The 24,355-nt window shown below is 63.8% G+C and carries 22 protein-coding genes; 8 read left to right on the top strand and 14 right to left on the bottom strand.

What is annotated here, in order from left to right:
- Nucleotides 1-4: 4 nt before the first annotated feature.
- Nucleotides 5-991 (top strand): MDR family oxidoreductase, encoded by a 987-nt coding sequence (locus DC522_RS00310; RefSeq protein ID WP_116526933.1) that lies wholly within the window; start codon nt 5-7, stop codon nt 989-991.
- Here DC522_RS00310 and DC522_RS00305 read toward each other — a convergent pair.
- A complete protein-coding gene (locus tag DC522_RS00305; RefSeq protein WP_116526697.1) occupies nt 955-1,920 on the bottom strand; it encodes a LysR family transcriptional regulator in 966 nt (321 codons plus the stop codon). The two genes, DC522_RS00310 and DC522_RS00305, sit on opposite strands and share 37 nt — an antisense overlap.
- 171 nt (nt 1,921-2,091) lie before the next feature.
- Between DC522_RS00305 and wrbA the strand changes: the two genes are divergently transcribed.
- Nucleotides 2,092-2,694 carry an NAD(P)H:quinone oxidoreductase gene (wrbA, locus tag DC522_RS00300; protein ID WP_116526696.1) on the top strand — a complete coding sequence of 201 codons (603 nt, stop codon included), beginning with the start codon at nt 2,092-2,094 and terminating at the stop codon, nt 2,692-2,694.
- A gap of 132 nt (nt 2,695-2,826) precedes the next feature.
- Here wrbA and DC522_RS00295 read toward each other — a convergent pair whose 3' ends face one another.
- Nucleotides 2,827-3,816, bottom strand: a complete 990-nt coding sequence (locus DC522_RS00295) for an L-threonylcarbamoyladenylate synthase (protein ID WP_116526695.1) — start codon at nt 3,814-3,816, stop codon at nt 2,827-2,829.
- Between the two features lie 104 nt (nt 3,817-3,920).
- On the opposite strand from DC522_RS00295, the gene DC522_RS00290 reads away from it, so the two are divergent.
- The 4 genes from DC522_RS00290 to DC522_RS00275 all read left to right on the top strand — a co-directional run bounded on the left by DC522_RS00290 (nt 3,921) and on the right by DC522_RS00275 (nt 8,673).
- The gene (locus DC522_RS00290; RefSeq protein WP_116526694.1) at nt 3,921-5,699 is read left to right on the top strand and encodes an acyl-CoA dehydrogenase; all 1,779 of its coding nucleotides are present in this window, start codon (nt 3,921-3,923) and stop codon (nt 5,697-5,699) included.
- Nucleotides 5,700-5,703: 4 nt separating this feature from the next.
- On the top strand, nt 5,704-6,552 hold the full coding sequence (locus tag DC522_RS00285) for an NAD(P)-dependent oxidoreductase (RefSeq protein ID WP_116526932.1): 849 nt from the start codon (nt 5,704-5,706) through the stop codon (nt 6,550-6,552).
- A 211-nt stretch (nt 6,553-6,763) separates the two neighbouring features.
- Complete coding sequence (locus DC522_RS00280) at nt 6,764-7,759, top strand: magnesium transporter CorA family protein (protein ID WP_116526693.1); 996 nt, start codon at nt 6,764-6,766, stop codon at nt 7,757-7,759.
- Between the two features lie 164 nt (nt 7,760-7,923).
- On the top strand, nt 7,924-8,673 hold the full coding sequence (locus DC522_RS00275) for an SOS response-associated peptidase (protein ID WP_116526692.1): 750 nt from the start codon (nt 7,924-7,926) through the stop codon (nt 8,671-8,673).
- Nucleotides 8,674-8,825: 152 nt separating this feature from the next.
- Here the strand turns inward: DC522_RS00275 and DC522_RS00270 are convergent, their stop codons facing one another.
- Together DC522_RS00270 and DC522_RS00265 are read right to left on the bottom strand one after the other, a co-directional pair.
- Nucleotides 8,826-10,076, bottom strand: a complete 1,251-nt coding sequence (locus DC522_RS00270) for a class I SAM-dependent RNA methyltransferase (RefSeq protein WP_245443863.1) — start codon at nt 10,074-10,076, stop codon at nt 8,826-8,828.
- On the bottom strand, nt 10,069-10,797 hold the full coding sequence (locus DC522_RS00265; RefSeq protein ID WP_116526691.1) for a TlyA family RNA methyltransferase: 729 nt from the start codon (nt 10,795-10,797) through the stop codon (nt 10,069-10,071). Before DC522_RS00265 ends, DC522_RS00270 begins: the two co-directional genes overlap by 8 nt.
- A 104-nt stretch (nt 10,798-10,901) precedes the next feature.
- Here DC522_RS00265 and DC522_RS00260 point away from each other — a divergent pair, with 104 nt between their 5' ends.
- The gene (locus tag DC522_RS00260) at nt 10,902-11,615 is read left to right on the top strand and encodes a superoxide dismutase (protein WP_116526690.1); all 714 of its coding nucleotides are present in this window, start codon (nt 10,902-10,904) and stop codon (nt 11,613-11,615) included.
- A gap of 213 nt (nt 11,616-11,828) precedes the next feature.
- Here the strand turns inward: DC522_RS00260 and dxs are convergent, their stop codons facing one another.
- The 10 genes from dxs to DC522_RS00210 all read right to left on the bottom strand — a co-directional run bounded on the left by dxs (nt 11,829) and on the right by DC522_RS00210 (nt 22,810).
- Nucleotides 11,829-13,736 (bottom strand): 1-deoxy-D-xylulose-5-phosphate synthase, encoded by a 1,908-nt coding sequence (dxs, locus tag DC522_RS00255; RefSeq protein ID WP_205769449.1) that lies wholly within the window; start codon nt 13,734-13,736, stop codon nt 11,829-11,831.
- 106 nt (nt 13,737-13,842) lie between these two features.
- A complete protein-coding gene (locus DC522_RS00250) occupies nt 13,843-14,091 on the bottom strand; it encodes an exodeoxyribonuclease VII small subunit (protein WP_116526688.1) in 249 nt (82 codons plus the stop codon).
- 38 nt (nt 14,092-14,129) lie between these two features.
- Nucleotides 14,130-16,835, bottom strand: coding sequence for a DUF2339 domain-containing protein (locus DC522_RS00245; RefSeq protein ID WP_116526687.1), 2,706 nt, complete (start codon nt 16,833-16,835; stop codon nt 14,130-14,132).
- A gap of 55 nt (nt 16,836-16,890) precedes the next feature.
- Complete coding sequence (locus DC522_RS00240; RefSeq protein WP_116526686.1) at nt 16,891-17,409, bottom strand: tyrosine phosphatase family protein; 519 nt, start codon at nt 17,407-17,409, stop codon at nt 16,891-16,893.
- A gap of 8 nt (nt 17,410-17,417) precedes the next feature.
- Nucleotides 17,418-18,008 (bottom strand): HD domain-containing protein, encoded by a 591-nt coding sequence (locus DC522_RS00235; RefSeq protein WP_116526685.1) that lies wholly within the window; start codon nt 18,006-18,008, stop codon nt 17,418-17,420.
- Nucleotides 18,009-18,617, bottom strand: a complete 609-nt coding sequence (locus tag DC522_RS00230) for a DNA-3-methyladenine glycosylase I (protein ID WP_116526684.1) — start codon at nt 18,615-18,617, stop codon at nt 18,009-18,011.
- Nucleotides 18,618-18,673: 56 nt separating this feature from the next.
- The gene (gene aac(6') / locus DC522_RS00225; RefSeq protein ID WP_116526683.1) at nt 18,674-19,126 is read right to left on the bottom strand and encodes an aminoglycoside 6'-N-acetyltransferase; all 453 of its coding nucleotides are present in this window, start codon (nt 19,124-19,126) and stop codon (nt 18,674-18,676) included.
- Entirely contained in the window at nt 19,126-19,761 is a 636-nt protein-coding gene (locus DC522_RS00220) for an FMN-binding negative transcriptional regulator (RefSeq protein ID WP_116526682.1), read from the bottom strand. The genes aac(6') and DC522_RS00220 overlap by 1 nt, the downstream gene beginning before the upstream one ends.
- Nucleotides 19,762-19,861: 100 nt before the next feature.
- Nucleotides 19,862-21,811: a PAS domain-containing sensor histidine kinase gene (locus DC522_RS00215; RefSeq protein WP_116526930.1), complete on the bottom strand. Its 1,950-nt coding sequence runs from the start codon at nt 21,809-21,811 to the stop codon at nt 19,862-19,864.
- A gap of 105 nt (nt 21,812-21,916) precedes the next feature.
- Nucleotides 21,917-22,810 (bottom strand): folate-binding protein YgfZ, encoded by an 894-nt coding sequence (locus DC522_RS00210; protein WP_245443861.1) that lies wholly within the window; start codon nt 22,808-22,810, stop codon nt 21,917-21,919.
- A 189-nt stretch (nt 22,811-22,999) separates the two neighbouring features.
- Here DC522_RS00210 and DC522_RS00205 point away from each other — a divergent pair, with 189 nt between their 5' ends.
- Complete coding sequence (locus DC522_RS00205) at nt 23,000-24,334, top strand: dihydroorotase (RefSeq protein WP_116526680.1); 1,335 nt, start codon at nt 23,000-23,002, stop codon at nt 24,332-24,334.
- The last annotated feature ends 21 nt before the right edge of the window (nt 24,335-24,355 follow it).

Raw genomic sequence — 24,355 nt, 5'->3', positions numbered from 1 at the left:
GCTCATGGCACCATTCAAAGCGCTCGTCATCGACAAGACCGAGGCAGGCCAGACGGTCGACTTTCGTGAGTTCAACGAGGCCGATCTCATGGACGGCGATGTCACCGTCCGCGTGTCTCACTCGACGCTGAATTACAAGGACGGCTTGGCGCTCACCGGCAAGGCGCCGGTCGTGCGGCGCTTTCCGATGATCCCCGGTGTCGACCTCGTCGGCACGGTCGAGACTTCGTCCCATCCCGAATTCAAACCGGGCGATGCGGTGATCCTGAACGGTTGGGGCTTGGGCGAGACGCATCTCGGTGCTTATGCGGAAAAGGTGCGCGTGAAAGGCGATTGGCTGATTCCGCTTCCCGCAGGTCTCACCCCTCATCAGGCCATGGCCATCGGCACGGCGGGCTACACTGCGATGCTCTGCCTGATGGCGCTTGAGAAGCACGGGCTGAAGCCTGAGCGCGGTCCCGCTATCGTCACTGGCGCCGTTGGTGGTGTCGGCTCCGTCGCCGTCGCATTGCTTGCGCGGGCAGGCTGGCATGTGATCGCCTCGACGGGGCGGCCCGAGGAAGCCGATTATCTGAAAGGCCTCGGAGCTGTCGAGATCCTGGATCGGAGCGAACTCACTGTTCCGGTGCGGCCTCTCGGCAAGGAGCGTTGGGCTGCGGGCGTCGATACGGTCGGCTCCGTTCCGCTCGCCAATGTTTTGTCAATGACGAAATACAGCGGTGCGATTGCGGCTTGCGGCTTGGCGGCCGGCATGGATCTGCCTGCAACGGTCGCGCCCTTCATCCTGCGCAACGTGGCTTTGCTCGGCGTCGACTCTGTGATGGCGCCCAAAGCGCTTCGCCTGGAAGCATGGAACCGGCTGGCGCACGAACTCGACCATGACAAGCTCGCCGCCATGACCTCCACCATTCCTCTCGACGAGGTGATGGAGGCGGGGCGCCGGATCGTTGCCGGTCAGATAAAGGGGCGCGTCGTGGTGGAGATCGCCTGATCGACGGGCTTCTTGCCGTTGCCTTCGATCCAGCGGCGCTGCTTGCCGATCTCGGTCGCCATGAAGTCCATGAAGGCGCGCACGCGCGCCGACTGGCGAAGGTCCGGATGGGTGAGCAGCCACAGGCCTGCCGAGAAGTCCGGATTCACATCCGACAGGCGCACGAGATTCGGGCTCGCATCCGCGATGAAGCAGGGAAGGGGCCCGATGCCGATACCGGCCTCAACCGCTTCCGCGAGGCCCAACACCGTGTTCACCTTGTAGACGATGTTCTCTGGGGCCACGCGGTCGCGCACGAAGCGGGCCGCTTTCAGCGCCGCAAGATTGTCGCCAAGCGCGACCCAGGAGCGGTTATAGAGTTCCGGCCCGTTGAAATCGACCGGCTGATGCAGGTCGGGGAAATCCTCCAGTCGCCCGTAGATCGCCCAGGCGATGGTGGCGACGCGCCGTCCGACGAGGGTTTCCGGCGGATCGTCCGTGGCGCGAATCGCCACGTCCGCGTCGCGCTTCGAAAGATTCAGCGCCTGGTTCGCGAGCACCACGTCGAGCCGCATCTCGGGGCATGCCTTCACGAAACGCGAGAAGATATGCGTCAGCAGGTGGACGAGAAGCGTGTCGTTCGTCGTCACGCGCAATTCACCGGCAGGGGCCACCGCCTGGCCTGCGAGCTTGCGGGTGAACGAGGTGACGTTCTCCTCCATCTGCTCGGCAAGCGCGGCCATCTCCTCGCCAGCGGGCGTCAGCACATAGCCGGTACGGTGCCGCTCGAAGAGCTTGACGCCAAGGTTCTCCTCCATCTGGCCAAGCCTGCGGAAAACCGTGGAGTGATTGACGCCTAAACGCTCTGCCGCACCGGCAAGGCCGCTGGCCTCGGCGATGATCTTCACGAGCTTGAAATCGTCCCAGTCGAGCTGCTCTTGCTTGGCCATGCTGTCTTGCATCGATGCAATAGAAACCCTGCATATCTAACACTGGTTTTGCACGCTGGAAAGCTTATCCTTCATGCGTCACACAATTGCAGAGCGGCCCACCCCAGGCTGGCCCCAAGCTAGCCTGGAATCCTGTCCGCCTGCTCTCATTCCTTCGTATTGGAGATCCGAATGGCCAAGGTTCTTGTGCTGTATTATTCGTCCTGGGGACATATCGAGCAGATGGCTTATGCCGCCGCTGAAGGCGCGCGCGAGGCCGGGGCCGAGGTGGTGGTGAAGCGCGTGCCCGAGCTCGTGCCCGCCGAGATCGCTCAGGCTGCCCATTACAAGATCGATCAGAAGGCTCCTATCGCCACCGTCGAGGAGCTGCCGGAATACGATGCCATCATCTTCGGCACGCCGACCCGCTACGGCACGATGGCTGCGCAGATGAAGAACTTCCTCGACCAGACCGGCGGTCTGTGGGCTCAAGGAAAGCTCATCGGCAAGGTGGGTTCGGTCTTCACCTCGACCGCCACCCAGCACGGCGGTCAGGAAGCCACCATCCTCACCACGATCCCGGTGCTCATGCACCACGGCATGGTGGTCGTCGGCCTGCCTTACTCCTATCAGGGTCAGATGGGCGTCGATCAGATCCGCGGCGGCTCGCCATACGGCGCCTCGACCATCGCCGCCGGCGACGGCTCCCGCCAGCCGAGCGAGATCGATCTCGACGGCGCCCGCTTCCAGGGCAAGCACGTCGCCCAGATCGCAGCCAAGCTCGCCGCGAAGTAAGCCGCATCTTCGTGATGGCCGGGCTTGTCCCGGCCATCTCGATGCATAAAGGTGCTGCGCTTCACCGACGCGGGATCACCGGCACAAGGCCGGTGATGACATGCGGAGGTTTGATGATCGGGGCTGAGCGGGTCACCGCTCCGCAGCAGCGCGCCGGAGGCGGTCGTTGATGGCCTCGCCCAGACCCGTCTCCGGAATCGGCGCGACAGCGATGGTCCGAGCGCCGGAGGCATCGAGCTGCCTCAGATACGAGAACAGATGAGCGGCGGCCTCCTTGAGGTCGCCGTTTTTGCTGAGGTTCAGCTGAGCCTTCGCCTGCTCGTTGCCCTGCAGCGGGGTCGGGCCGAACAGCAAGGCAGCCTCGCCCGGCCGAATCTCCGCCGCATTCAGGCGCACCTGTGCGCGCGGCGCGTAGTGGGACGCGAGCATGCCGGGCGCGAGCGGGCTCTTTCCACCTTCAGAGCCAGTGTCGAGGCGCTGCCTGATGAGAGCTTCAATCGCCTCGCGCGGCACGCCGCCGGGACGCAGCAGGCGCGGGGTGCCGCCAAGGCACGCGACGATGGTGGACTCCACGCCCACATCCGATGCGCCCCCATCGACGACCGCATCGATGCGCCCGTCGAGATCGCTCAAGACATGATCTGGATCCGTCGGGCTCACACGGCCCGAGCGGTTGGCCGAGGGAGCCGCTACGGGACGGCCAGTCGCTGCCAGGAGGTCATGGGCGAGGGGATGAGCCGGCACCCGCAAACCCACGCTGTCGAGACCGGCGCGGGCGAGGTCGGAAACGGTGCAGGTGGGGGCCACCGGAACCACGAGGGTGAGGGGTCCAGGCCAGAAGGCCTCGGCCAGCTTCCGGGCGGTCTCATCGAAGATGCCTTGGATCTTCGCGGCTTTGAGGCTCTCCACATGCGAGATGAGCGGGTTGAAGCTCGGACGATCCTTGGCGGCATAGATGCCGGCCACCGCCTCCGCATTGGTGGCGTCCGCTCCCAGGCCGTAGACCGTCTCCGTCGGGAAGGCCACGAGGCCGCCGCGCTTCAGGATGGTGGCGGCTTCGGCAAGACCTGCCTCATCGGCTGTCAGACGCGCCGTCCGTAGCATTGACCCGCGATCGTTCACGTCTAAACTATTCCTTGCTCGGGGAGTGGATCATACCTTGGGCGGGTTTAATGGCGCGGGGGAACGCGTCAATATCAAAAGCCGATTGCTTGAGAGGAAATGCCATGAGCTACCGCGCTCCCGTGCCGGATATCGTCTTCACCATGCGCCATGTGGCGGGGTTCGATCGCGCCGTCGCCGATGGTCTCTATGGCGACCTCTCTGCTGATCTGGCCCAGACGATTCTGGAGGAGGCCAGCCGCTTCGCCAATGACGTGATCGCGCCTCTCAACCGTGAGGGCGACAGGCACGGTGCGACTGTGAGGGACGGCGCCGTCACCACCGCTCCCGGCTGGAAGGAGGCCTACAGGGCTTGGACGGAAGCCGGATGGAACGCGCTTCCCGGCCCTGTGGAATATGGCGGACAGGGTCTGCCGACGCTGTTGAACTCGGCCTGCGTCGAGATGTGGAACTCCGCCTCCATGGCATTCGGCATCGGCCCGGTGCTGACGCACGGCGCCATCGAGGCGCTGGAGGCTCATGCCTCGGACGACCTGAAGAGCCGCTATCTCGAAAAGCTCGTCTCCGGCGAATGGACGGCGACGATGAATCTCACCGAGCCGCAGGCGGGCTCCGATCTCGCGGCCCTGCGATCCCGCGCCGAGCCCGTTGGCGACGGCACCTATCGCATCACGGGCCAAAAGATCTTCATCACCTACGGCGAGCACGACCTCACCGACAACATCATCCATCTCGTGCTGGCGCGTTTACCCGACGCGCCTCAAGGGACGCGCGGCATCTCGCTCTTCCTCGTTCCGAAGTTCCTGCCCGATGGAACGCGCAACGACGTTCGCTGCCATAGCCTCGAACACAAGCTCGGCATCCATGCCTCGCCCACCTGCACCATGATTTTCGGTGACAAGGGCGGCGCCATCGGCTGGCTCGTGGGTGAGGAGAATCGCGGCCTCAACTGCATGTTCACGATGATGAACAATGCGCGCCTCGCGGTCGGCCTGCAGGGCGTCGCCATTGCCGAGCGCGCCTATCAGCAGGCTCTCGCCTATGCCAACGAGCGTCGCCAAGGCCGCGCCATCGGCGCTGCCGAGGGGATGAGCCCCATCATCGTGCACCCCGACATTCAGCGCAATCTTCTCACCATGAAGGCGCTCACCGCCGCCGCGCGCGCCATCTGCTACATGACGGCGGAAGCCATCGACCGCGCGCATCTGGAGCAGGATGCGGCGAGCCGCAAGAAAGCGCATGAGCGCGCGTCTCTGCTCACGCCGGTGGCGAAAGCCTTCTCCACCGATATCGGCATGGAGGTCGCGTCCCTCGGCGTGCAGGTCCACGGCGGCATGGGATTCATCGAGGAGACGGGGGCCGCGCAGCATTACCGCGATGCGCGCATCGCGCCGATTTACGAGGGCACCAACGGCATTCAGGCCATCGATCTCGTCACGCGCAAACTGCCGCTCTCCGGCGGCGAGACGGTGCATGCGCAGATCGCGTCCATGCGCGCCGTCGTCACGCGCATCATGAAGGAGGGAACACCTGCTTTCGGCGCGACGGCGCCGCGTCTGCGCGATGCCGTCGAAAGCCTGGATCGCGCGACGAGCTATATGCTCCAGGCCATCTCCTCGAACGCACAGGGCGAGGCGCTGGCAGGCGCGACGCCTTATCTGCGTCTCTTCGGGCTCGCGCAGGGCGGCGTGGCTCTCGCGGAGGCAGCGCTTGCGGCAAGTGCCTTGATGGCCGGTGGCGACCAGGACCCTGCCCATGCAGGCCGCATCGCGCTTGGCCGCTTCTTCGCGGAGAACATCGCCGTCGGCGCGAAAGGTCTGGAAGATACTGTCTTGAGCGGCGCAGGCTTCCTGCAGGATGCGACCGTGGCGCTGGCGAGCTGATCCCATGACACTCAAAGGAAAAACCCTTTTCATCACCGGCGCCTCACGCGGCATCGGTCTCGCCATCGGCCTTCGTGCAGCGCAGGATGGCGCGAATGTGGTGATCGCGGCGAAGACCGCCGAGCCGCACCCCAAGCTTCCTGGTACGATCTACACGGCGGCGGAGGAGATCGAGAAGGCGGGCGGCAAGGCCTTGCCTCTCGTGGTCGACGTGCGCGACGAGGAAGCGGTCAAAGGCGCCATTCAAAATGCGGTCGAGACCTTCGGTGGCCTCGACATCGTGGTGAACAACGCCAGCGCCATCAGCCTCACGCCGACGCCGCTGACGGACATGAAACGCTTCGATCTGATGCACCAGATCAACACGCGCGGCACCTACATGGTCTCGAAATACGCGATCCCGCATCTGGAGAAGGCGCAGAACCCGCATATCCTCATGCTGTCGCCGCCGCTCGACATGAAGGAGAAGTGGTTTGCGCCGCATCTCGCCTATTCACTGGCGAAATACGGCATGAGCCTGTGCGTGCTGGGGCTCGCCGGCGAGTTGAGACCGAAGGGCATTGCCGTCAACGCTCTCTGGCCGCGCACGACCATTGCCACGAGCGCGGTGAAGAACCTGCTCGGCGGCGACGAGATCGTGCAGGCGAGCCGCACGCCGGAAATCCTGGCGGATGCGGCCCATGCCATCTTCCAGAAGCCTTCGAAGAGCTTTACCGGCCACTTCCTGATTGACGACGTGTTCTTAAGCGAGGAGGGCGTGACGGATTTCGAGAAGTACCGGGTCGACCCCACGAAACCGTTGATGCCGGATTTCTTCGTGCCGGAGGATACCCCTCCGCTGTCATTGCCCTGACACACGCCCTCGTCATCACCGGCCTCGTGCCGGTGATCCCGATCGAGAGGCGTAATGCCTTTCAAATCGAGATGGCCGAGACTGATCCCCCGGATCAAGTCCGGGGACGGCCATGACGGTGCTGGTGCCATCCATTCTGCTATGCTACGGCCGGGAATGACAGAAGTGCGCTGAGATGAAACAATAAAAACTCTTATCGGCGGAGGCGGGTATGATTGTAGTCCACAGGCCGGCACAGGTGACGACTGCGATGGGGGAATCCCTCGATCGTTCCGTGCTGCCTCCGGGAGAGCTGGTTCCGGAGGACGCCCTCTGGATCGACCTGATCGACCCGACCCGCGAGGAGGACCGCCTCGTCGAGAGGCATCTGAATATCGAGATCCCGACTCGCGAGGAGATGGCGGATATCGAGCCGTCGGAAATTCTCTACCACGAGAACAACGCGCGCTACATGACGGCGCGCGTGCTGTGCCATTCGGAGTCTGACACGCCGAAACTCATCGACGTTTCCTTCATTCTCACGGAGCGGGCGCTCGTGACCGTCCGCTATGGCGAGCCGCGCTCTTTCAGCATGTTCATGACGCGCTCGAGCAAGCCGGGCGGTTGCCGTCACCAGCCGGAGGCCGTGCTGGATGGCTTGATCGAGACGATCATTGACCGCGCTGCCGAGATCCTTGGTACTGTTGGCCAGCGTATCGATCGCCTGTCGCAATCGATCTTCGAGAACGAGAAGAAGGGCACGCGCCGCACCGCATCCTTCCGCGCCGCACTGAAGTCCATCGGCCGGAAAGGCGACATCATCTCGAATGTGCGGGAGAGCATGGTCTCGGTAGAACGCCTCCTTCTGTTCCTGTCTGCCAGCATGCCACGCCCGCAGAAGTCACGCGGCTATCAATCTGAATGGCGCACGGCCTTGCGCGACGTGCAATCCATCGAGGAACACGCGACCTTCCTCTCCAACAAGGTCCAGTTTCTGCTCGATGCCACGCTCGGCCTCGTCACCATCGAGCAGAACGACGTCATCAAGATCTTCTCGGTGATGTCCGTGATCTTCCTGCCGCCGACCCTCGTGTCGTCGCTCTACGGCATGAACTTCAAATTCATGCCGGAGCTGGAATGGGATCTCGGTTATCCCTGGGCCATTACCCTCATGGTGCTGGCGGCCGTGCTGCCCTATCTCTTCTTCCGCTGGAAGCGGTGGCTTTAACCTATGCGTGTCATCCCCGCGAAGGCGGGGATCCATAAACACGGCGTTTCAAAATAGAATTGCCGGCATTGCACTTTTTTCTGAAATGCTGGCGTTTATGGATTCCGGGCTCTCGCTCCGCTCGCCCCGGAATGACGATTGGGCGAATGAGAAGGGGAAAGAACATGTGCGGGCGTTATGCCATCACGCTGCCTCCCGAAACCTACCGGGAGTTCTACGGCTATCCGGAACAGCCGAACTTTCCTGCGCGCTACAACGTGGCTCCCACCCAGCCCGTGCCCATCGTGCTGGAAGATCGCGGCGAGCGGCACTTCATGCTGGTGCGCTGGGGCTTCCTGCCGTCCTGGGTGAAGGACCCGAAGGACTTTCCGCTCGTCATCAACGCGCGCGGCGAGACGCTTGAAACGAAGCCCACCTTCAAGGCTGCGCTGAAGCGCCGACGCTGCATCTTCCTGGCCGACGGTTTCTACGAGTGGCAGCGCCATGGGCGCGAGAAGACGCCGTTTCTCATCCGTCCGCGCAGCCGTAAACCCCTGCCGATGGCGGGTCTATGGGAAACCTACTCAAGCCCCGATGGAGCTGAGATCGACACTGCGGCCATCGTCACGACGGACGCCAACGGCACGATGTCCGCCGTGCACGACCGGATGCCCGTGATCCTCTCCGACGAAAACATGGCCGCCTGGCTCGACATACGCGACGAGCGTGCGAACGTCATGCACCTCGTGCGTCCGTGCCCGGATGACTGGCTCGAGGTGGTGCCGGTCTCAAGCCGCGTGAACAAGGTCGAGAACGACGATCCCGGCTTGATCGAGCCGTTGTCACAGCCTGAATCAGCGCCGGTGAAGGAAACCAAGCGCAAGGCGAAGAAGCCGCTCTCCAGCGACGAAGACGATCAGGGCAGCTTGTTTTAGGCGCAGTACCTGCTGTCATCCCCGCGAAGGCGGGGTCCAGAACCGCGACGTTACGCCACTCGAGGCCGACGGTGTTTATGGATTTCCACGCCTCCGGCGCGGCCCTTCGGGTCGGGCTCGGCTACGCCGCCCCGGAATGACAGTGGAGATTGCTACCGCCTCTTCTTCGCCACGTCGCGGCGCAGGATGCCGACGACTTCGAGATGCGGCGAGTGCTTGAACTGGTCGACCGGGATCACGCGTTCCAGGCGGTAGCCGCTGCTCATGAGAATGGCGGCATCGCGCGCGAAGGTGGCAGCATCGCAGGAGACGCTCACGACGAGCGGCACCTTCGATACAGCCAATTGTTTTGCCTGCGCCTCGGCGCCTGCACGCGGCGGGTCGAGCACGGCGGCGTCGAAAGCATTGAGCTCGGGCGTGAGAAGCGGACGGCGGAAGAGATCGCGCGCCTCGGTGGTGATACGGCGCAGGCCGGGCGTTGCGCGAAATGCCTTGTCAAGGGCCGTCATCGAGCCCTGGTCGTATTCGACCGCGTGAACCTCGGACTTCTCCGCAAGGCGCAGAGCGAAGGGGCCGGAGCCTGAAAAGAGATCGGCCACGCGCTTTGCGCGCTCGCAGGCTTGCGTGACGAAACGGGCGAGCGTTTCCTCGCCCAAACGCGTCGCCTGCAGGAATGAGCCGGCAGGCGGCACGACGGCAGCGCGGCCCATGAGGATGGCAGGCGGGCGGCGCTCCACGATCACGTCGCCATGGATCGACAGGCGCGAGAGGTCGAGCTTCGCGGCGAGATCGATAAGGCTGAGGCGGTCGGGATCCTTCACCGGCCCGTGCCCGCGCACATCGACATCGAAGCCGGTCTGCGTGTTCGTGATCTGGATATCGAGTGGTTTGCGGGCAGCTTTCAAATGCTCGCCGATGGCGCGGGCGATGCCGGGTGCCTGCTCCTTCAGCACAGGCTCGGCGATGGGGCAGAAGGCGATCTCGACGATTTGATGGCTGCGCGCCGCCATGTAGCCCACATGCATGGCGCGACCGGGAAAGCGTACATGCAGAGTCACGCGACGGCGGCCGTCGCCATGGGCATCAATCAATGGTTCGATGGGAGCCTCGATGCGCGCCTGGCGCAGGGTATGCGCGAGCGTCTCCTGCTTCCAAGCCTGATAGAAGCCGTGCTTCATGTGCTGCGTCGCGCAGCCGCCGCATTCGTCGAAGTAGGGGCAGAACGGCGTCTCGCGCTCGGGCGAGGCCGCATCGATGCTGATGAGGTCGGCACGCGAGCCTTCGCGCTCGATGGTGACGGTCTCCCCCGGCAGCACCTTCGGCACGAAGACGGGACCGGAAGAGGTCTCCGCAATGCCATCCGCTTTTGCGCCGAGGCGCTTGATCGTAACCTGCTCAGCCACGGTGGGCTCCCAACAAGAACTCGCGATTGCCGTCACCACCCTCGATGGGCGAGGGGGCAATGCCATCGACAGTAAACCCAAGCGAGGTGATGAAGGCGCTGATATCCTCGCACACAGTGCGATGCACGGCCTCATCGCGCACGATGCCCTTCTTCACGTGATTGCGTCCGGCCTCGAATTGCGGCTTCACCAGAACGGCGAGCTTCGCGCGCGGCTTCAGGAGCGTGACAGCGGCGGGCAGTACGAGCTTCAACGAGATGAAGCTCACATCGGACACGAGAAGATCGGCAGGCTCAGGGATGAGATCGGTGTTCAGCGACCGCGCATCCGTGCCTTCGAGATTGGTCACGCGCGGATCATTTGCCACCTTGGGGTGAAGCTGTCCGTGGCCCACATCCACCGCATATACATGCTTGGCATCGCGCATCAGCAGCACTTCGGTGAAGCCGCCGGTGGAGGCACCGATGTCGAGGCAGACGCAACCTTTGGGGTCGACATTGAAGAAATCGAGCGCAGCCGCCAGCTTCACGCCGCCGCGCGAGACGTAAGGATGCGGCTGCACGGCGGTAATCACGGCATTGTCCGGCACCGTCTCGGAAGCTTTACGGACGGCCATTCCATTCATGGTGACGAGACCGGCGGCAATCGCCTCCTGCGCCCGCGCGCGGCTTGTGAAAAAGCCGCGCTCGACGAGCACCAGATCGGCACGTTTGCGGGTCATGGAAGCCTCAACTTCATGGGAGTTCACAATCCTTTCAGACCTCGGAACCAGTCCCGGCGGGAAGGCGTCTCCGTTCAGCTTTCCAGCAGATCAACGGAGATCCCATGCTCAGCCGTCGCCATCTCCTGACCGGTGCAACATCGCTTGCTGCCAGCGCTGCCATTCCTCGGGCCTGGGCGCAAGCGCCTTCCGGCCCCTTCAAGCTCGATCCCCTGCCATATGTCCCTTCCAAGAACGAGCCTCATATCGACGCCCAGACCATGGAACTGCACCATGGAAAGCACCATGCGGCCTACGTCAACAATCTCAACGCCGCTTTGAGCCAGAATGGTGATTGGGCCAAGATGCCCCTTCACGAAATGCTGGCGAAGCTCGGCGACATGCCGGAATCCGTCAGAACCGCCATCCGCAACAATGGCGGCGGCCATGCCAACCATACGATGTTCTGGCAGATCATGGGCGGATCGGGCGGCGAGCCCTCCGGTGAGCTGAAAAGCGTCATCGACCGGGATCTCGGCGGCTTCCAGAAGTTCCAGGCTGATTTCAACACGGCCGGAGAGAGGCAGTTCGGCTCCGGCTGGGTGTTCGTGACGGTGAGCCGCGAGGGCAAACTCGCCATCGTGACGAAGCCCAACCAGGACACCCCGCTCATGGACGGGCAGCGGGTCCTCATGGGCAATGACGTCTGGGAGCACGCCTATTATCTCAAATACCAGAACCGTCGTCCTGACTATCTGAAAGCCTGGTGGAACGTGCTCGACTGGAACAGGATCGGCGAACGCTACGCCTCCGCGAAGGCGGGAACGCTGACGATTTGATGCACCGTCATGCCTGGCCTTGTGCCGGGTTCCCACTTTCGGACCCACTACCCTCATCCTGAGGAGGCGCGAAGCGCCGTCTCGAAGGAGGATCCAGTGCACTCTGGATCCTCCTTCGAGACGCAGCCTGATGGCTGCTCCTCAGGATGAGGGCGGAGAGAAGTTGAAAGGGAGATCACCGGCACAAGGCCGGTGATGACGATAATAGAGCTCTCAAGCCCGCGCCTTGCGGGTCTCTTCCTGGCCGAGAGCCTCGAACACCTTGGTCACGATGCCGGCCGCATCGAGTCCTGCCTTGGCATACATGCGCTCCGGCTTGTCGTGATCCTGATAGATATCGGGCAGCACCATGGAGCGAACTTTCAGCGTGCCGCGATCGAGCGCGCCCTTGTCGGAGAGAAGCTGCATCACGTAGGAGCCGAACCCGCCGATGGAGCCTTCCTCCACGGTGATGAGAACCTCATGCTCGCGCGCGAGCTTCAGGATCATCTCCTCGTCGAGCGGCTTGGCGAAGCGGGCATCGGCCACGGTGGTGGAGAGGCCGCGAGCATCGAGCTCTTCCGCGGCCTTCAGCGCTTCGGCGAGGCGCGTGCCGAGCGACAGAATGGCGATGCGGCTGCCTTCCTTCACGATACGGCCCTTGCCGATAGCCAGCGGAACGCCGTGCTCCGGCATGTCGACGCCGACGCCCTCGCCACGCGGATAGCGGAAGGCGATGGGGCCATTGTCGTAAGCGGCAGCGGTGGCGACCATGTGCACCAGTTCCGCCTCATCGCTTGCTGCCATGATCACCATGTTCGGGATGCAGCCGAGATAGGCGACATCGAAGGAACCTGCATGCGTCGGCCCGTCCGCGCCGACGAGGCCCGCGCGGTCCAGCGCGAAGCGCACCGGCAGATTCTGGATCGCCACATCGTGCACGACCTGATCGTAGGCACGCTGCAGGAAGGTGGAATAGATCGCGCAGAAGGGCTTGTAGCCTTCCGTCGCCATGCCGGCGGCAAACGTCACCGCATGCTGCTCGGCGATGCCCACATCGAAGGTGCGGGTGGGAAATTCCTTGCCGAAGAGATCGACGCCCGTGCCGGTCGGCATCGCCGCCGTGACGGCGACGATCTTGCCGTCCTTCCGCGCTTCCTTGATCAGGCTATCGCCGAACACCTTGGTGTAGGAGGGCGCATTGGCCTTGGGCTTGGCCTGCGCACCCGTCACCACGTCGAAGGTGACGACGCCGTGATACTTGTCGGCGGCGGCTTCAGCCGGCGCGTAGCCCTTGCCCTTCTGCGTCACCACGTGAACGAGGATCGGACCGGTCTCCGAGTCACGCACATTCTTCAGGATCGGCAGCAGATGATCGATATTATGCCCGTCGATGGGACCGACATAGTAGAAGCCGAGCTCCTCGAACATCGTCCCGCCGGTCCAGAAGCCACGGGCGAATTCCTCGGCCTTGGCGGCCTTGTCGTAAAAGAACTTCGGCAGCCTCTTCGCCAGCTGCTTCGCCGTCTCGCGGATGCCGCGATAGGTGCCGCCGGAAACGAGGCGGGCGAGATAGGACGACATGGCGCCGGTGGGCGGCGCAATTGACATGTCGTTGTCGTTGAGGATCACGATCAGGCGCGAATGCATGGCGCCCGCGTTGTTCATGGCTTCATAGGCCATGCCCGCCGACATGGCGCCGTCGCCGATCACGGCGATCACATTGTTCGGCTTGCCCTCAAGATCCCGCGCCACGGCCATGCCGAGGCCAGCCGAGATCGAGGTGGAGGAATGGGCCGCGCCGAAGGGGTCGTATTCGCTCTCCGAGCGCTTGGTGAAGCCGGACAGGCCCCCTGCCTGGCGGAGCGTTCGAATGCGGTCGCGCCGGCCGGTGAGGATCTTGTGCGGATAGGCCTGATGTCCTACGTCCCAGATCAGCCGATCGCGGGGCGTGTCGAACACATAGTGGAGCGCCACGGTCAGCTCGACCACTCCAAGGCCCGCGCCCAGGTGTCCGCCGGTAACAGAGACGGCGCTGATCGTCTCCGTGCGCAACTCGTCCGCAACCTGCTTCAGCTGGTTCTCGGGGAGCTGGCGGAGATCTTCCGGGGTCTTGATGGTGTCGAGGAGAGGTGTGGACAAGGTTACTCTCACCAGGGGTTAGCCGAAGGCCGATGGATCTTGGGAGATAGGGATTGCAGGGGGCAGGGTCAAACTGGAGTTCGACCTTTTGCCGTCAACTTTTGCCTTATTCCGCCACATCCAGCGGGGCCGCGCCGGAGGCCGCCCCATCCGGACCGATGGTGATCTTCTCGATCCGGGCCTCGGCTTTCTTCAGAAGCTGCTCGCAATGCTTCTTCAGGGCCTCGCCGCGCTCGTAGATGGCAATCGAATCCTCGAGTGGCACATCGCCGCGCTCGAGACGCCGCACGATCTCCTCCAGCTCGGCCAGGGCCTTTTCGAAGGGGAGGGTCTTGATGGAAGTGGTGTCGGTCATGCAGCTATCCGTCAAAAATCGTTGTTGGGCCGCTTTCCTCACGAGATTGCGGCATTGCCCGGCCGGCGGACGAGGAATCTCTGATAAACGAGACCGATGCCGATGAGAACAAGCCCGAGGCCAATAAATGACAGGGCCCGCATCACGCCTTCCAAGTTTGACAGGTCGATGATGAACACCTTCAGAACGGCGAGCACAAGATAAACCGCCGAGGCAATGCGCGCAAAGCGGTTGTCGCGGACGATTCCATAGCCCAGCAGCGCGATGCCGATGACGAGAAGGGCGACCGAGTAGCTCCACTGCTCGCCCTGGGTGAAACCGCGCCAGAAAAAGCCCAGGTTCGGGCCCTGGAAGACCCGCCGGATTTCCAAGGCCACATAAGCCCATTGCAGAAGGAGGCTTAAGGTAGCGGAGGCGACGACGTAGTAGCGGGGGCGGGCATTCCGCTCCGCATAGGCCAGCCCGCCTGCCAGGATCGAGGGCAGGAGATAGGCCAGGATCAGGCTGTTGAAGAGGATGCCGCCCGTGATCTCGTCATTGGTCAGAAGTGGGTTTTCGATCGCGAGCAGTCCGATGCCGGACAGGGCGAAGGAGACGACCTTGAAGATCAGGGAGCCCCATCGGTAGACCGGGTCGGCCCTCCGGATGTCCAAGCGCGTCAGCAGGATCGCGAAAGTGAGGCTTTCCGTCGCAATCAAACCAGCCTCCAGGAGCCTGAAATCGGCCGCCAGCGGGTCGCCCGCGTGAAGGGCATGCCGGATCTCGAAGAAGACCAGGAAAGCCGCAAACACGATGCTCAGGCTCTCGGTGAGTTGGACGATACGGTCGCGTCCGGTCCGCTCCAGCAGGCGGCCCGCCAGCCAGAACGCCACGGCGGGAACGCCATAGCCCCACAGAAGCCAGTTGACGATGACCGGCCCCGGGTCGCCGCCCACGATGGTGGGATCCCAGATCAGGCGACCCAGAACGATGAGGCCGATGGCGCCCACCGCATAGCGCAGGGCCGGGATGGCGATGCGGTTCGCGACCCAGGCCGTCCCGAGAGCCGTCAGCGCGAAGGCCACCGTCAGCATGCCCTTCTCCAGGGCGAAGGTCAGGCCGAGCACCACGGCCCCGAGCGCAGCCGAGGCGGCAGCCCCGAGGCCGAGGCGGATGGCGGAATCCTCTTCCGCTCTCCCGCCTCGCATGAGCCATTGCGAGGCCAGCACGAAGGCGAGCGCCAGAACGCCCGCAACGAGAGCGAAGGAGAGGCTGCGCTCGAACGCGGTGACGCGCCAGTACGCGGCGACCAAGGCGAGCAGCGGCCCTACGCTCGCCGCCACCGCATACCAGGCGGCGACCGACAGGCGCAGGCCCTGAGAGCGCGCCAGCCGCAGCAGGGACGCACCGGCGATCACGGCCGGCAGCAGAGCGCCCAGAACAAGATAAGTGTCGAGGGCATAGGGACGAACCGCGAAAATATCGCCGCTCTGGTAGAACAGGTTTTCAGGCTCGCCGCCGATCTCCGTGGCGAGCGGCCAGATCAGCAGGGCACCCGCTGCCAGCAGCGCCGCACTGGTGGCGGCTGTCGAGACGGGGGCAATGCGTATGCCTGCTGCCAGCAGGACAAGCGCCATGGCGGTCACGAAGAAAGGTCGCCCGTCGCCTGTATGGATCGAGCTCGTCACGACGATCCCGGCAAGGGCGAAGGTCAGGAACACCGCGCTCGCGGCCTGGTCGATGAGCGCCTCGGTATCGGGAACGTGGCGATAGGGATCGATTGCGAGGAAGAAGGCTGCAAGGCCCGCCTGGAGCACCAGATGCACCATGGCCGGCAGCACATTCGATCCGCCGATGAAGAAGATCGGCGCTGCCCAGAGCAGCACGCCCACCGAGCCTGCCAGAGCCAGCCAGCGCCAGAGCCGCAATCGCGCGACGCCATAGGCGGGCAGCACCACGAAGGCGAGATAGACCACGAGCGCCCAGGGCTGCGGCCTGTCCGACGAGACGAGGAGCGGGCTTCCCATGGCGCCGAGAAGGCCGAGAGCCGCCAGCATCGGGCCGTGGAGCGTCGAGGCGATCATGGCCAGCACGGCGATGAGCCCGAGGGTGACGAAAGTCGTCCCAGGTCCGATCAGGCCATAGAGGGCGTAAGCGGCGTAGGCCGAGGCGAAGGCCGTGCAGGTGCCGGCGGCGGTGAGAATGCTCGGCACATTGGCGCTGGGGATGCCGAGAAGGCCGAAGCTGCTGGCGCGGCGGCGCATCCATTCGCCTGCGCCGATGAGGGCGAGCGCGAACAGGATGCCAAGGGCGATGCGGGTCTGCGGGGTGAGCAGGTTCTGCTCGATGGAATAGCGCACGAGGAAGATGCCGCCGAGCGCCAGCGCCACGCCGCCGACCCACACGGCCCAGCGGGAGCCGAGCTTTTCCTCGAAGCCCGGGCGGGACGGGACAGGCTGAGGTGCTGCTGCCGGGATGGGCGGAACGGAGATGGGCCGGTGCGCCTCGGGCTGGGGCGGTGCAGCTTCCGCAGGTTGTGCCCGGATAGGCTCCGGAGCGGGCGCGGGTGCTTGCTCCGCCGCCAGATCGCTTGGCCTTGGGGCCGTGCGCATTTCCGCTTCCAGCCGGTCCAGACGAAGCTGGATGCGGTGAAGGTCCCGACGGGCCTGCACGGCGAAGATCAGGCCGAGGAGTGCGGCGACGGGGGTGCCGATCCCGATGAGTACAGCCAGAAGGATGGCAAAACCGAACAGCGCATCGTCCACGAAAGAGCCCCCTCGAATTCAGCATCGGGGCAGCCCTCGCACAGGCGGAATCGCGCTAGCCCCTGTTAAGCTGTAACATGAAGGGCGTGCCCTCCATAGCCTCCGCCCCCCGACCGATGGCGCGGATGGCTTCCACCATGCGGCCCTGTCGAGCGAGAAGTTCGTCGGCGAGAGCGACGAAGCGTGCGTTCGGCGTGGCCGAGGGAGCGGCTTCCCTCAAGGTGCGGGCGAGTTCGGTTTCGTTCCGGTCTGGAGCGAGGGCGCAGGCGGCGATATAGGCCGCCGCCGTCGAGCGACTGATCCCGGCCCAGCAATGAAAGAGCAGGGGGCTTGTCCGGTCCCAGGCCCGGATGAAGGCGAGCAGTTGCTCCATGTGCTCCGACCCCGCCAGCACATGACCCTCCATCGGCTCCACGATGTCGCTCACGCCGATGAGGAGGTGACGGTCCGGCGCGATGGAGGCGGGCCGCTCCACTCTCGCGCCCACGCCGATGAGGCTCACGACATGGCTCGGATTGATCGCGGCAATCGTGCCGTGCAGGCGGGAGAGGGGGCAGACGTGGAGTGTCGGCATGGGCCTTCTCACGCGATGACGGCGAGAACGCGTTCGCGAAAGCGCTCCTCGGCTTCGGAGACGGGCCACGGCTCAAGAAGTGCGTGAACGCTGCGGGGCAGAGGTTCGGGGCGTCCGAAGAACTTGATCGCTTCCTCTCGACCGAAACCTGCGAGATGCGTCGCTTCGAGAAAGGCCGCCTGCCGGTCCGCCTGCTTGATGAAGCGCTTCAGCGCAGCGCTCGGCGCTGCAGGCAATCCGAAGTGGAGATGGATCGCGCCGAGCAATCCCGCTTCGATGGCCTTGTACGCATCGCCGATCACCGCCTTGAACGGCGAGATGATATCGCCGATCACGTATTCGGGTGCATCGTGCAGCAGCACCGCTAGGCGCGTGGTGCGCGGCATCTCGGGGTCGCGATGATCGGCAATCGCCTCGACGAGAAGAGAGTGCTGAGCCACCGAGAAGATGTGGCCGCCAATCGTCTGCCCGTTCCAGCGCGCGACGCGCGCAAGGCCATGCGCAATATCATCCAACTCCACATCGAGAGGCGAGGGATCGAGCAGGTTGAGACGGCGGCCCGAGAGCATCCGCTGCCAGACGCGGGGTTCCTTCGCCATTTAGAGTTTCTCGGCTAGGCTTGCACATTCCGCATGGCGGTAGCAGCCGACGAGGTGGTCATTCACCATGCCCACCGCCTGCATGAAGGCATAGACGATGGTGGGGCCGACGAAGTTGAAGCCTTCCGCACGCAGCGCCTTCGAGATGCGCTTCGACACATCGGTTTCCGCCTGCACGTCGCTTCGGCTCTTCAGGTTGTTCTGGACCGGACGGCCGTCGATGAAATTCCAGAGGAAGTTCGAGAAGCCGCCGCGCTCCTGAAGGCTGAGCCAGGCGCGGGCGCCCGCAATCGTCGCCTCGATCTTTGCGCGGTTGCGCACGATGCCTTGATCGAGCATCAGCGCCTCGACCTTTGCCTGATCGAAGCGGGCGATCTTCTCGGGCTCGAACCCCGCGAAAGCCGTCCGAAAGTTCTCGCGCTTGCGCAGGATCGTGATCCAGGACAGGCCTGCCTGGAAGCCGTCGAGAATGAGCTTCTCGAAGAGAGCCCGGTCGTCGAATTCGGGCACGCCCCATTCATTGTCATGATAGGCGACATAGAACGGGTCCGTGCCGGGCCACCAGCAGCGGTGCTTGTTGTCGGGGTGAAGGATCAGTCCATCAGTCATGGGGCAAGGTGTAGCGGTCCCAAGCGAAAACGGGAAGATCTCCGCAATCTGAATTGTCAACGAGAGCGGAGGAGCTTTCTGTAATAGACGACCCGCTCGGTCTCCTCGAAGCCGACGGCGACATGCATGCCCTGAGAAATCTCGTTGTGGATCTCCACGTCGGAGGCAAGCTCCTGGCAGCCGAGGCCGGCGGCCCAATCCTCCACAGCCCTGCAAAGGAGGCGGGCAATGCCCTGTTTCCGGTATGCCGGACGGACGTAAATCCCTTCCAGGAAAGCGACCGGAGACGTGGTGCAGCCATTCACATAATCATGGCGCAGCGCCGCCTCGGCGAAGGCAATTGCACCGACCTGTCCATCATAAGCCAGGAAGGCAACGGCCTGCTGCGGCTTCCGGAGGATGGCTTCGGCCTCCAGGGTATGCTCGGCCAAGTCCGTATCCGGCCATAGCTCCTGCCGAAGGGCTGCCCATGCATCGAGGGATTGGAGATCGCAGGAGGCAATCCGCATTATGCCCCTCGCTCGTCGACCAGATCCGCCATCTGGCGCGCGTCCTCATCACCCAGGATGCGCAGTCCCATGGCAACACTTCTGCGGTCGGCCTCGCTGCGATTTTGGCTCACCTTCCACTTGCCTTCGATACGCGTGATCTCGATCTCCACGCCCACGATACCCTTCAGCTGCGCGGCCACGAAATCGGCGGGTGCATCGCTCACGGCCCAGGGTTCGGCTCGTGTCGATTCCTGAGCCGAGGTCATGGCTGTGATTTGTTTCTGGAGCCAGTCGGAATCATCCGTGACCCGCATGCGCCCGTAAGCCTGCACGATGGCGTAGTTCCAGGTCGGCACGACCTTGCCGTGCTCGCGCTTGGCCTCATACCAGGACGGCGTGATGTAGGTTTCCGTGCCATGGAAGACCACGAGCGCCTCCTGGTCAGGATCGAAGTCGCGCCATTGCGGATTGGCGCGGGAGAGGTGAGCCCGCAGGGTGCCATGGGGCGAGGCGGTTGCATCCAGCACGAAGGGAATGGGATTGGCGATCAGGCCCGTGCCGCCATGGGTCACGAGCAGTCCAAGCGGATGCGCCCTGATGAGCGCGTGCTGGACCTCAAGGCGATCTTCACGAAAATGCGGCGGCTGATACATGGCATTCCCATCCTGGTGTGACGGGAATGCTAGACACAAAGTCGAAGGCAGGACCAATCAATAATCCCGATCCAGCCCATCAACGTGATGGATCAATGGCTCAGGTGCCGGTGCGCAGCGAGCGCAGCTTGTCGGCCAGTTCCGTCCAGCGATAGGGCTTGCTGATGAAGGAGACCTCATCATCGAATCCTCCCGCCGGCAGCGCCGACATGGGATAGCCGGAGGCAAGCAGGACCTTGATGCGGGGTCGCATCTCGCGGGCCTTACGGGAGAGTTCAAAACCGTCCATTCCATTGGGCATCACCACGTCGCTGAACAGCACGTCGACGGAGACGTCGGTTTCCAGCACTGCGATCGCGCCGGGAGCGTCCCTCGCCGTGAGCACGTCGTAACCCAAGCTGTCGAAGATCTCCGTCGCCACTTCCAGAACGGCAGGCTCGTCCTCGACGATCAGCACGGTTCCTGCGCTGTCACGGGCAGGGCGCACGGTCTCGGCTTGATCTTCGTCACCCGTTTCCTGTCCCTCGCCGTGAGCAGGCAGCAGCATGGTGATCGTCGTTCCCTGGCCAGGCGTGCTGTCCACCTCGATATGGCCGCCTGATTGGGTGATGAAGCCATAGACCTGACTCAACCCCAGGCCTGTGCCCTTGCCGACTTCCTTCGTGGTGAAGAAGGGCTCGAAGACACGCGAGGCAATATCCGGCGTCATGCCCATGCCGGTATCCTCAACATTGACGACCACGTAATTGCCTGCGGGAATGCTCCGGATCGCAGCGCGATCCTCGATCAGATTGGTTTCACCAATGGCAATCGTCAGAGCGCCGCCATCCGGCATGGCATCGCGAGCATTGACCACAAGGTTGAGAAGCGCGGCCTCGAACTGCGCGCCATCAACATTGATCGTGCTCACCCGTGAGGGCAGGGAGAGCTGCAAGTTCACTGTCTCGCCGCAGGCGCGGCGCAGCACTGTCTCGAAGCCTTCGATCAGCCTGATGGGATCGTGCAGCGCCGGCTGCAATGGCTGACGGCGCGAGAAGGCGAGCAGTTGTTGGGTCAGCTGCGCACCTCGCTCGGCGGCGCGCTGCGCGCCCTCGATGAGGCGGGTCTCGCGGGGGCCCGTCACGTTGCGGGTCAGCAGGTCCAGATTGTTGACGATGATCGTCAGCAGGTTGTTGAAGTCATGCGCGATGCCGCCCGTGAGCTGGCCGACGGTTTCCATCTTCTGCGACTGGAAGAGCGCCGCTTGAGCCTGCGCCAGGGCTTCCTGCGCGTTGCGGCGCTCGGTGATGTCGCGCGTGATCTTGGCGAAGCCGATCAGCCTCTTCTGGTCGTTGTAAATCGGATCGATGACGACGCTGGCCCAGAACCGCGTGCCGTCCTTGCGCACGCGCCAGCCTTCCGCTTCGAACTTGCCTTCGCGGCGGGCGGTCTCGAGCGCGCGCTGCGGCAGGCCGGTGGCACGATCTTCGTCCGTATAGAAGCGCGAGAAATGCTGTCCGCGGATCTCGTCTTCGCTGTAGCCCTTGATGCGTTGCGCGCCGGGGTTCCAGTTCGATACGTAACCCTCGGGATCCAGCATGTAGATGGCGTAATCCGTGACGCCCTGCACCAGAAGCCTGAAGCGCTGCTCGCTTTCGCGGAGCGCCTCTTCGGTCTTGCGGCGCTCGGTGAGATCGCGGGTGATTTTGGCAAAGCCCAGAAGGTTGCCATTGGGGTCCCGAATCGGGTCGATGACCACATGGGCCCAGAAATACGTGCCGTCCTTGCGGACGCGCCAGCCCTCGGCCTCGAACTTGCCCTCCCGCGCGGCCGTATCGAGGGCGCGCTGGGGCAGGCCGGTGGCGCGGTCCTCGTCCGTATAGAAGCGGGAGAAATGCTCCCCGAGGATTTCGCTTTCGATATAACCTTTAAAGCGCTGGGCTCCCGAATTCCAACTGACGATGATGCCGGTGGGATCGAGCATGTAGATGGCGTAGTCCGTCACGGAGTCGACCAGGAGCTGGAAACGTTCCTTGTCGTGCGCCGTTGCATGCGCTTGAACAGCAATCATTGAAAAACCCTTGCGCAGACTCTCTTCGCGCATGACTTCTGGCGCGTAAAAGGTCCGTTCGCGGCTAACGCAATCTTGACCGATCCGGTTCCTCGGAATGTGATCCTAGGCTGGCTCTGCTCCCGATTGAGTAGCACCTTCCCCAGGGTAAGAAAAGTTCACCCAGTAGGGCTTTTCCAATTGCACGGGGATGCCGCCCGCCAGGATGGGTTCGCCCGCAGCCAGGGCATCGGCAGCGCGGTCGAGGCGGATCATGATGAGGCCCCGCCCTTCAGCGCCGGTGCCGGTTTTGCCAAGAACCTTCTCGCCCGCCGTCACCTCGACGCCCATATCGGCGGCAAAGCCGCCTTCGTAGGCGGCGGGCACGATGCGCGTGCGGGCCGTGCCCCGGTGCTGCATGCGCGAGACGACCTCCTGGCCCACATAGCAGCCCTTGTCGAAATCGACTCCGTGCAACTGGTCCATGAGAGCCTCATGCGGGAAGGCGTCCCCGAACAGGAAGTCGCGCCCACCCTCCGGCACGCCGAGCGCGATGCGGTGGACGTGATAGGCCTCGGCCGGTGCCTTCGCGAATTCGGCCGCATCCTGCGCGGCGATGATGGCCCGCCAGCCGAGCTCGGGCAGGCGAGGGTCCTCAGCCACGAGGCCGACTTCGTCGTCGGGCCTCTGTTCGTCCCAGCCTGCAACGACGGCCATGGCGTCGGACAGGTCTTCGATGACCACCTTGGCCCGGAGCTTATAGAACGTCAGCCGCTTGGTGAGATCGGTCGCGAAGAGCTTGAGGGTGTCGAGGTAATAGCCGCCGCCGATCTCCTCGGGCGCCTGAAACACGATGAAGTCGAACAGGACTTTTCCCTGCGGCGACAGCAGGGCGCCAAGCCGGGCGGCTTCGGGGGAGACCCGGTCCAGGTCGCAGGTGATGAGGCCATCGAGAAAACTCTTGGCGTCCTCGCCCGAAACCCTTACCACGCCACGGTCGGCTAAATGGACTGACGGCATATTCCGCTCCAGTTGCTCCTGCTCGAGCATCGGACGTGAAAAGTGGACTTGCACTTTTGGGATCCATCCGATGCTCCCTTCTCTAGAGAGCGCATCGTCCGGAGCGGAAACCGGGTCCACTTTTCCGCACGATGCGCTACAAGCGTGACATATGCCCCCTTTGCTCGAGCCTCAAGGGATGAGATCGCCATGCCCCAAACCTTCGACCTGATCCTCAAAGGCGGGATCGTCGTGAACCACGACGGACGCGTCGAGCGCGATATCGGCATCCGGGCCGGCACCATCGCCGCCATCGGCGATCTCTCCCGGGCCTCCGCAGGCCGGGAGATCGATTGCCGCGGCCTGCATATCCTGCCCGGCGTCATCGACACGCAGGTGCATTTCCGTGAACCGGGCCTCGACCATAAGGAAGACCTGGAATCGGGCTCCCGCGCCGCCGTCATGGGCGGCGTGACCGCAGTCTTCGAGATGCCGAACACGGACCCACAGACCACCACGCCCGAGACGCTCGCCGACAAGGTGAAGCGCGGGCATCACCGCATGCATTGCGACTTCGCCTTCTGGGTTGGGGGCACGCATGAGAACACGAAGGATGTCGCGGAGCTCGAGCGTCTTCCGGGCGCCGCCGGCATCAAGGTGTTCATGGGCTCGTCCACCGGTTCCCTGCTGGTGGAGGACGACGAGGGTATTGCCAATATCCTGCGCAACACACGCCGCCGCGCTGCCTTCCATTCGGAGGACGAGGCGATGCTGCGTGCGCGAAAGGACCTGCGCGTCGAGAACGATCCGCGCTCCCATCCCGTCTGGCGTTCGGCGGAAGTCGCACTCGCCTGCACGCAGCGTCTCGTGCGCATCTCGCAACAAACCGGCGCGCGCATTCACGTGCTCCACGTCACCACGGCGGAGGAGATGGCGCTGTTGAAGGAGCACAAGGATCTCGTTTCCGTCGAGGTCACGCCGCATCACCTGACGCTTGTGGGACCGGAGGATTACGAGCGCCTCGGCACCTACATCCAGATGAACCCGCCCGTGCGCGACGAAGTTCATCGCGCCGCGATCTGGCATGGGCTTGATGAAGGCATCGCCGATATTCTCGGCTCCGATCACGCGCCGCATACCCGCGAGGAGAAGGACAAGGCTTATCCCAACACGCCTTCCGGCATGACCGGCGTGCAGACGCTCGTTCCCATCATGCTCGACCACGTGAACGCGAGCAGGCTCACGCTGGAGCGCTTCGTCGACATGACGAGCGCAGGCCCCAAGCGCCTCTTCGGCGTCGCCCGAAAAGGCCGCATCGCCGTGGGCTATGACGCGGATTTCACCGTAGTCGACCTGAAGCGCACCGAGACCATCACGCACGACTGGATTGCCTCGAAGTCACGCTGGACACCTTACGACGGACGGAAAGTCACAGGCTGGCCCATCGGCACTGTCGTGCGCGGCAATGTGGTCATGTGGGATGGCACGCTCGAGACACCGTCGCAGGGCGAGGTGGTGAAGTTCGAGGAGACGATGGCTAGGTGAGATGCAGATCCCGGCTTCAGG

Source organism: Microvirga sp. KLBC 81, from assembly GCF_003075415.1.
Taxonomy (GTDB): domain Bacteria; phylum Pseudomonadota; class Alphaproteobacteria; order Rhizobiales; family Beijerinckiaceae; genus Microvirga.
Note: the sequence above shows the minus strand (reverse complement) of the source record. Positions and strands in the feature narration are given on the sequence as shown.

What these genes read in the sequence shown, in the direction of transcription:
- DC522_RS00310 (WP_116526933.1), top strand. Translation starts at nt 5, where the DNA reads ATGGCACCATTCAAAGCGCTCGTCATCGACAAGACCGAGGCAGGCCAG.
- DC522_RS00305 (WP_116526697.1), bottom strand. Translation starts at nt 1,920, where the DNA reads ATGGCCAAGCAAGAGCAGCTCGACTGGGACGATTTCAAGCTCGTGAAG.
- wrbA (WP_116526696.1), top strand. Translation starts at nt 2,092, where the DNA reads ATGGCCAAGGTTCTTGTGCTGTATTATTCGTCCTGGGGACATATCGAG.
- DC522_RS00290 (WP_116526694.1), top strand. Translation starts at nt 3,921, where the DNA reads ATGAGCTACCGCGCTCCCGTGCCGGATATCGTCTTCACCATGCGCCAT.
- DC522_RS00285 (WP_116526932.1), top strand. Translation starts at nt 5,704, where the DNA reads ATGACACTCAAAGGAAAAACCCTTTTCATCACCGGCGCCTCACGCGGC.
- DC522_RS00280 (WP_116526693.1), top strand. Translation starts at nt 6,764, where the DNA reads ATGATTGTAGTCCACAGGCCGGCACAGGTGACGACTGCGATGGGGGAA.
- DC522_RS00275 (WP_116526692.1), top strand. Translation starts at nt 7,924, where the DNA reads ATGTGCGGGCGTTATGCCATCACGCTGCCTCCCGAAACCTACCGGGAG.
- DC522_RS00265 (WP_116526691.1), bottom strand. Translation starts at nt 10,797, where the DNA reads ATGACCCGCAAACGTGCCGATCTGGTGCTCGTCGAGCGCGGCTTTTTC.
- DC522_RS00260 (WP_116526690.1), top strand. Translation starts at nt 10,902, where the DNA reads ATGCTCAGCCGTCGCCATCTCCTGACCGGTGCAACATCGCTTGCTGCC.
- DC522_RS00250 (WP_116526688.1), bottom strand. Translation starts at nt 14,091, where the DNA reads ATGACCGACACCACTTCCATCAAGACCCTCCCCTTCGAAAAGGCCCTG.
- DC522_RS00240 (WP_116526686.1), bottom strand. Translation starts at nt 17,409, where the DNA reads ATGCCGACACTCCACGTCTGCCCCCTCTCCCGCCTGCACGGCACGATT.
- DC522_RS00235 (WP_116526685.1), bottom strand. Translation starts at nt 18,008, where the DNA reads ATGGCGAAGGAACCCCGCGTCTGGCAGCGGATGCTCTCGGGCCGCCGT.
- DC522_RS00230 (WP_116526684.1), bottom strand. Translation starts at nt 18,617, where the DNA reads ATGACTGATGGACTGATCCTTCACCCCGACAACAAGCACCGCTGCTGG.
- DC522_RS00220 (WP_116526682.1), bottom strand. Translation starts at nt 19,761, where the DNA reads ATGTATCAGCCGCCGCATTTTCGTGAAGATCGCCTTGAGGTCCAGCAC.
- DC522_RS00215 (WP_116526930.1), bottom strand. Translation starts at nt 21,811, where the DNA reads ATGATTGCTGTTCAAGCGCATGCAACGGCGCACGACAAGGAACGTTTC.
- DC522_RS00210 (WP_245443861.1), bottom strand. Translation starts at nt 22,810, where the DNA reads ATGCCGTCAGTCCATTTAGCCGACCGTGGCGTGGTAAGGGTTTCGGGC.
- DC522_RS00205 (WP_116526680.1), top strand. Translation starts at nt 23,000, where the DNA reads ATGCCCCAAACCTTCGACCTGATCCTCAAAGGCGGGATCGTCGTGAAC.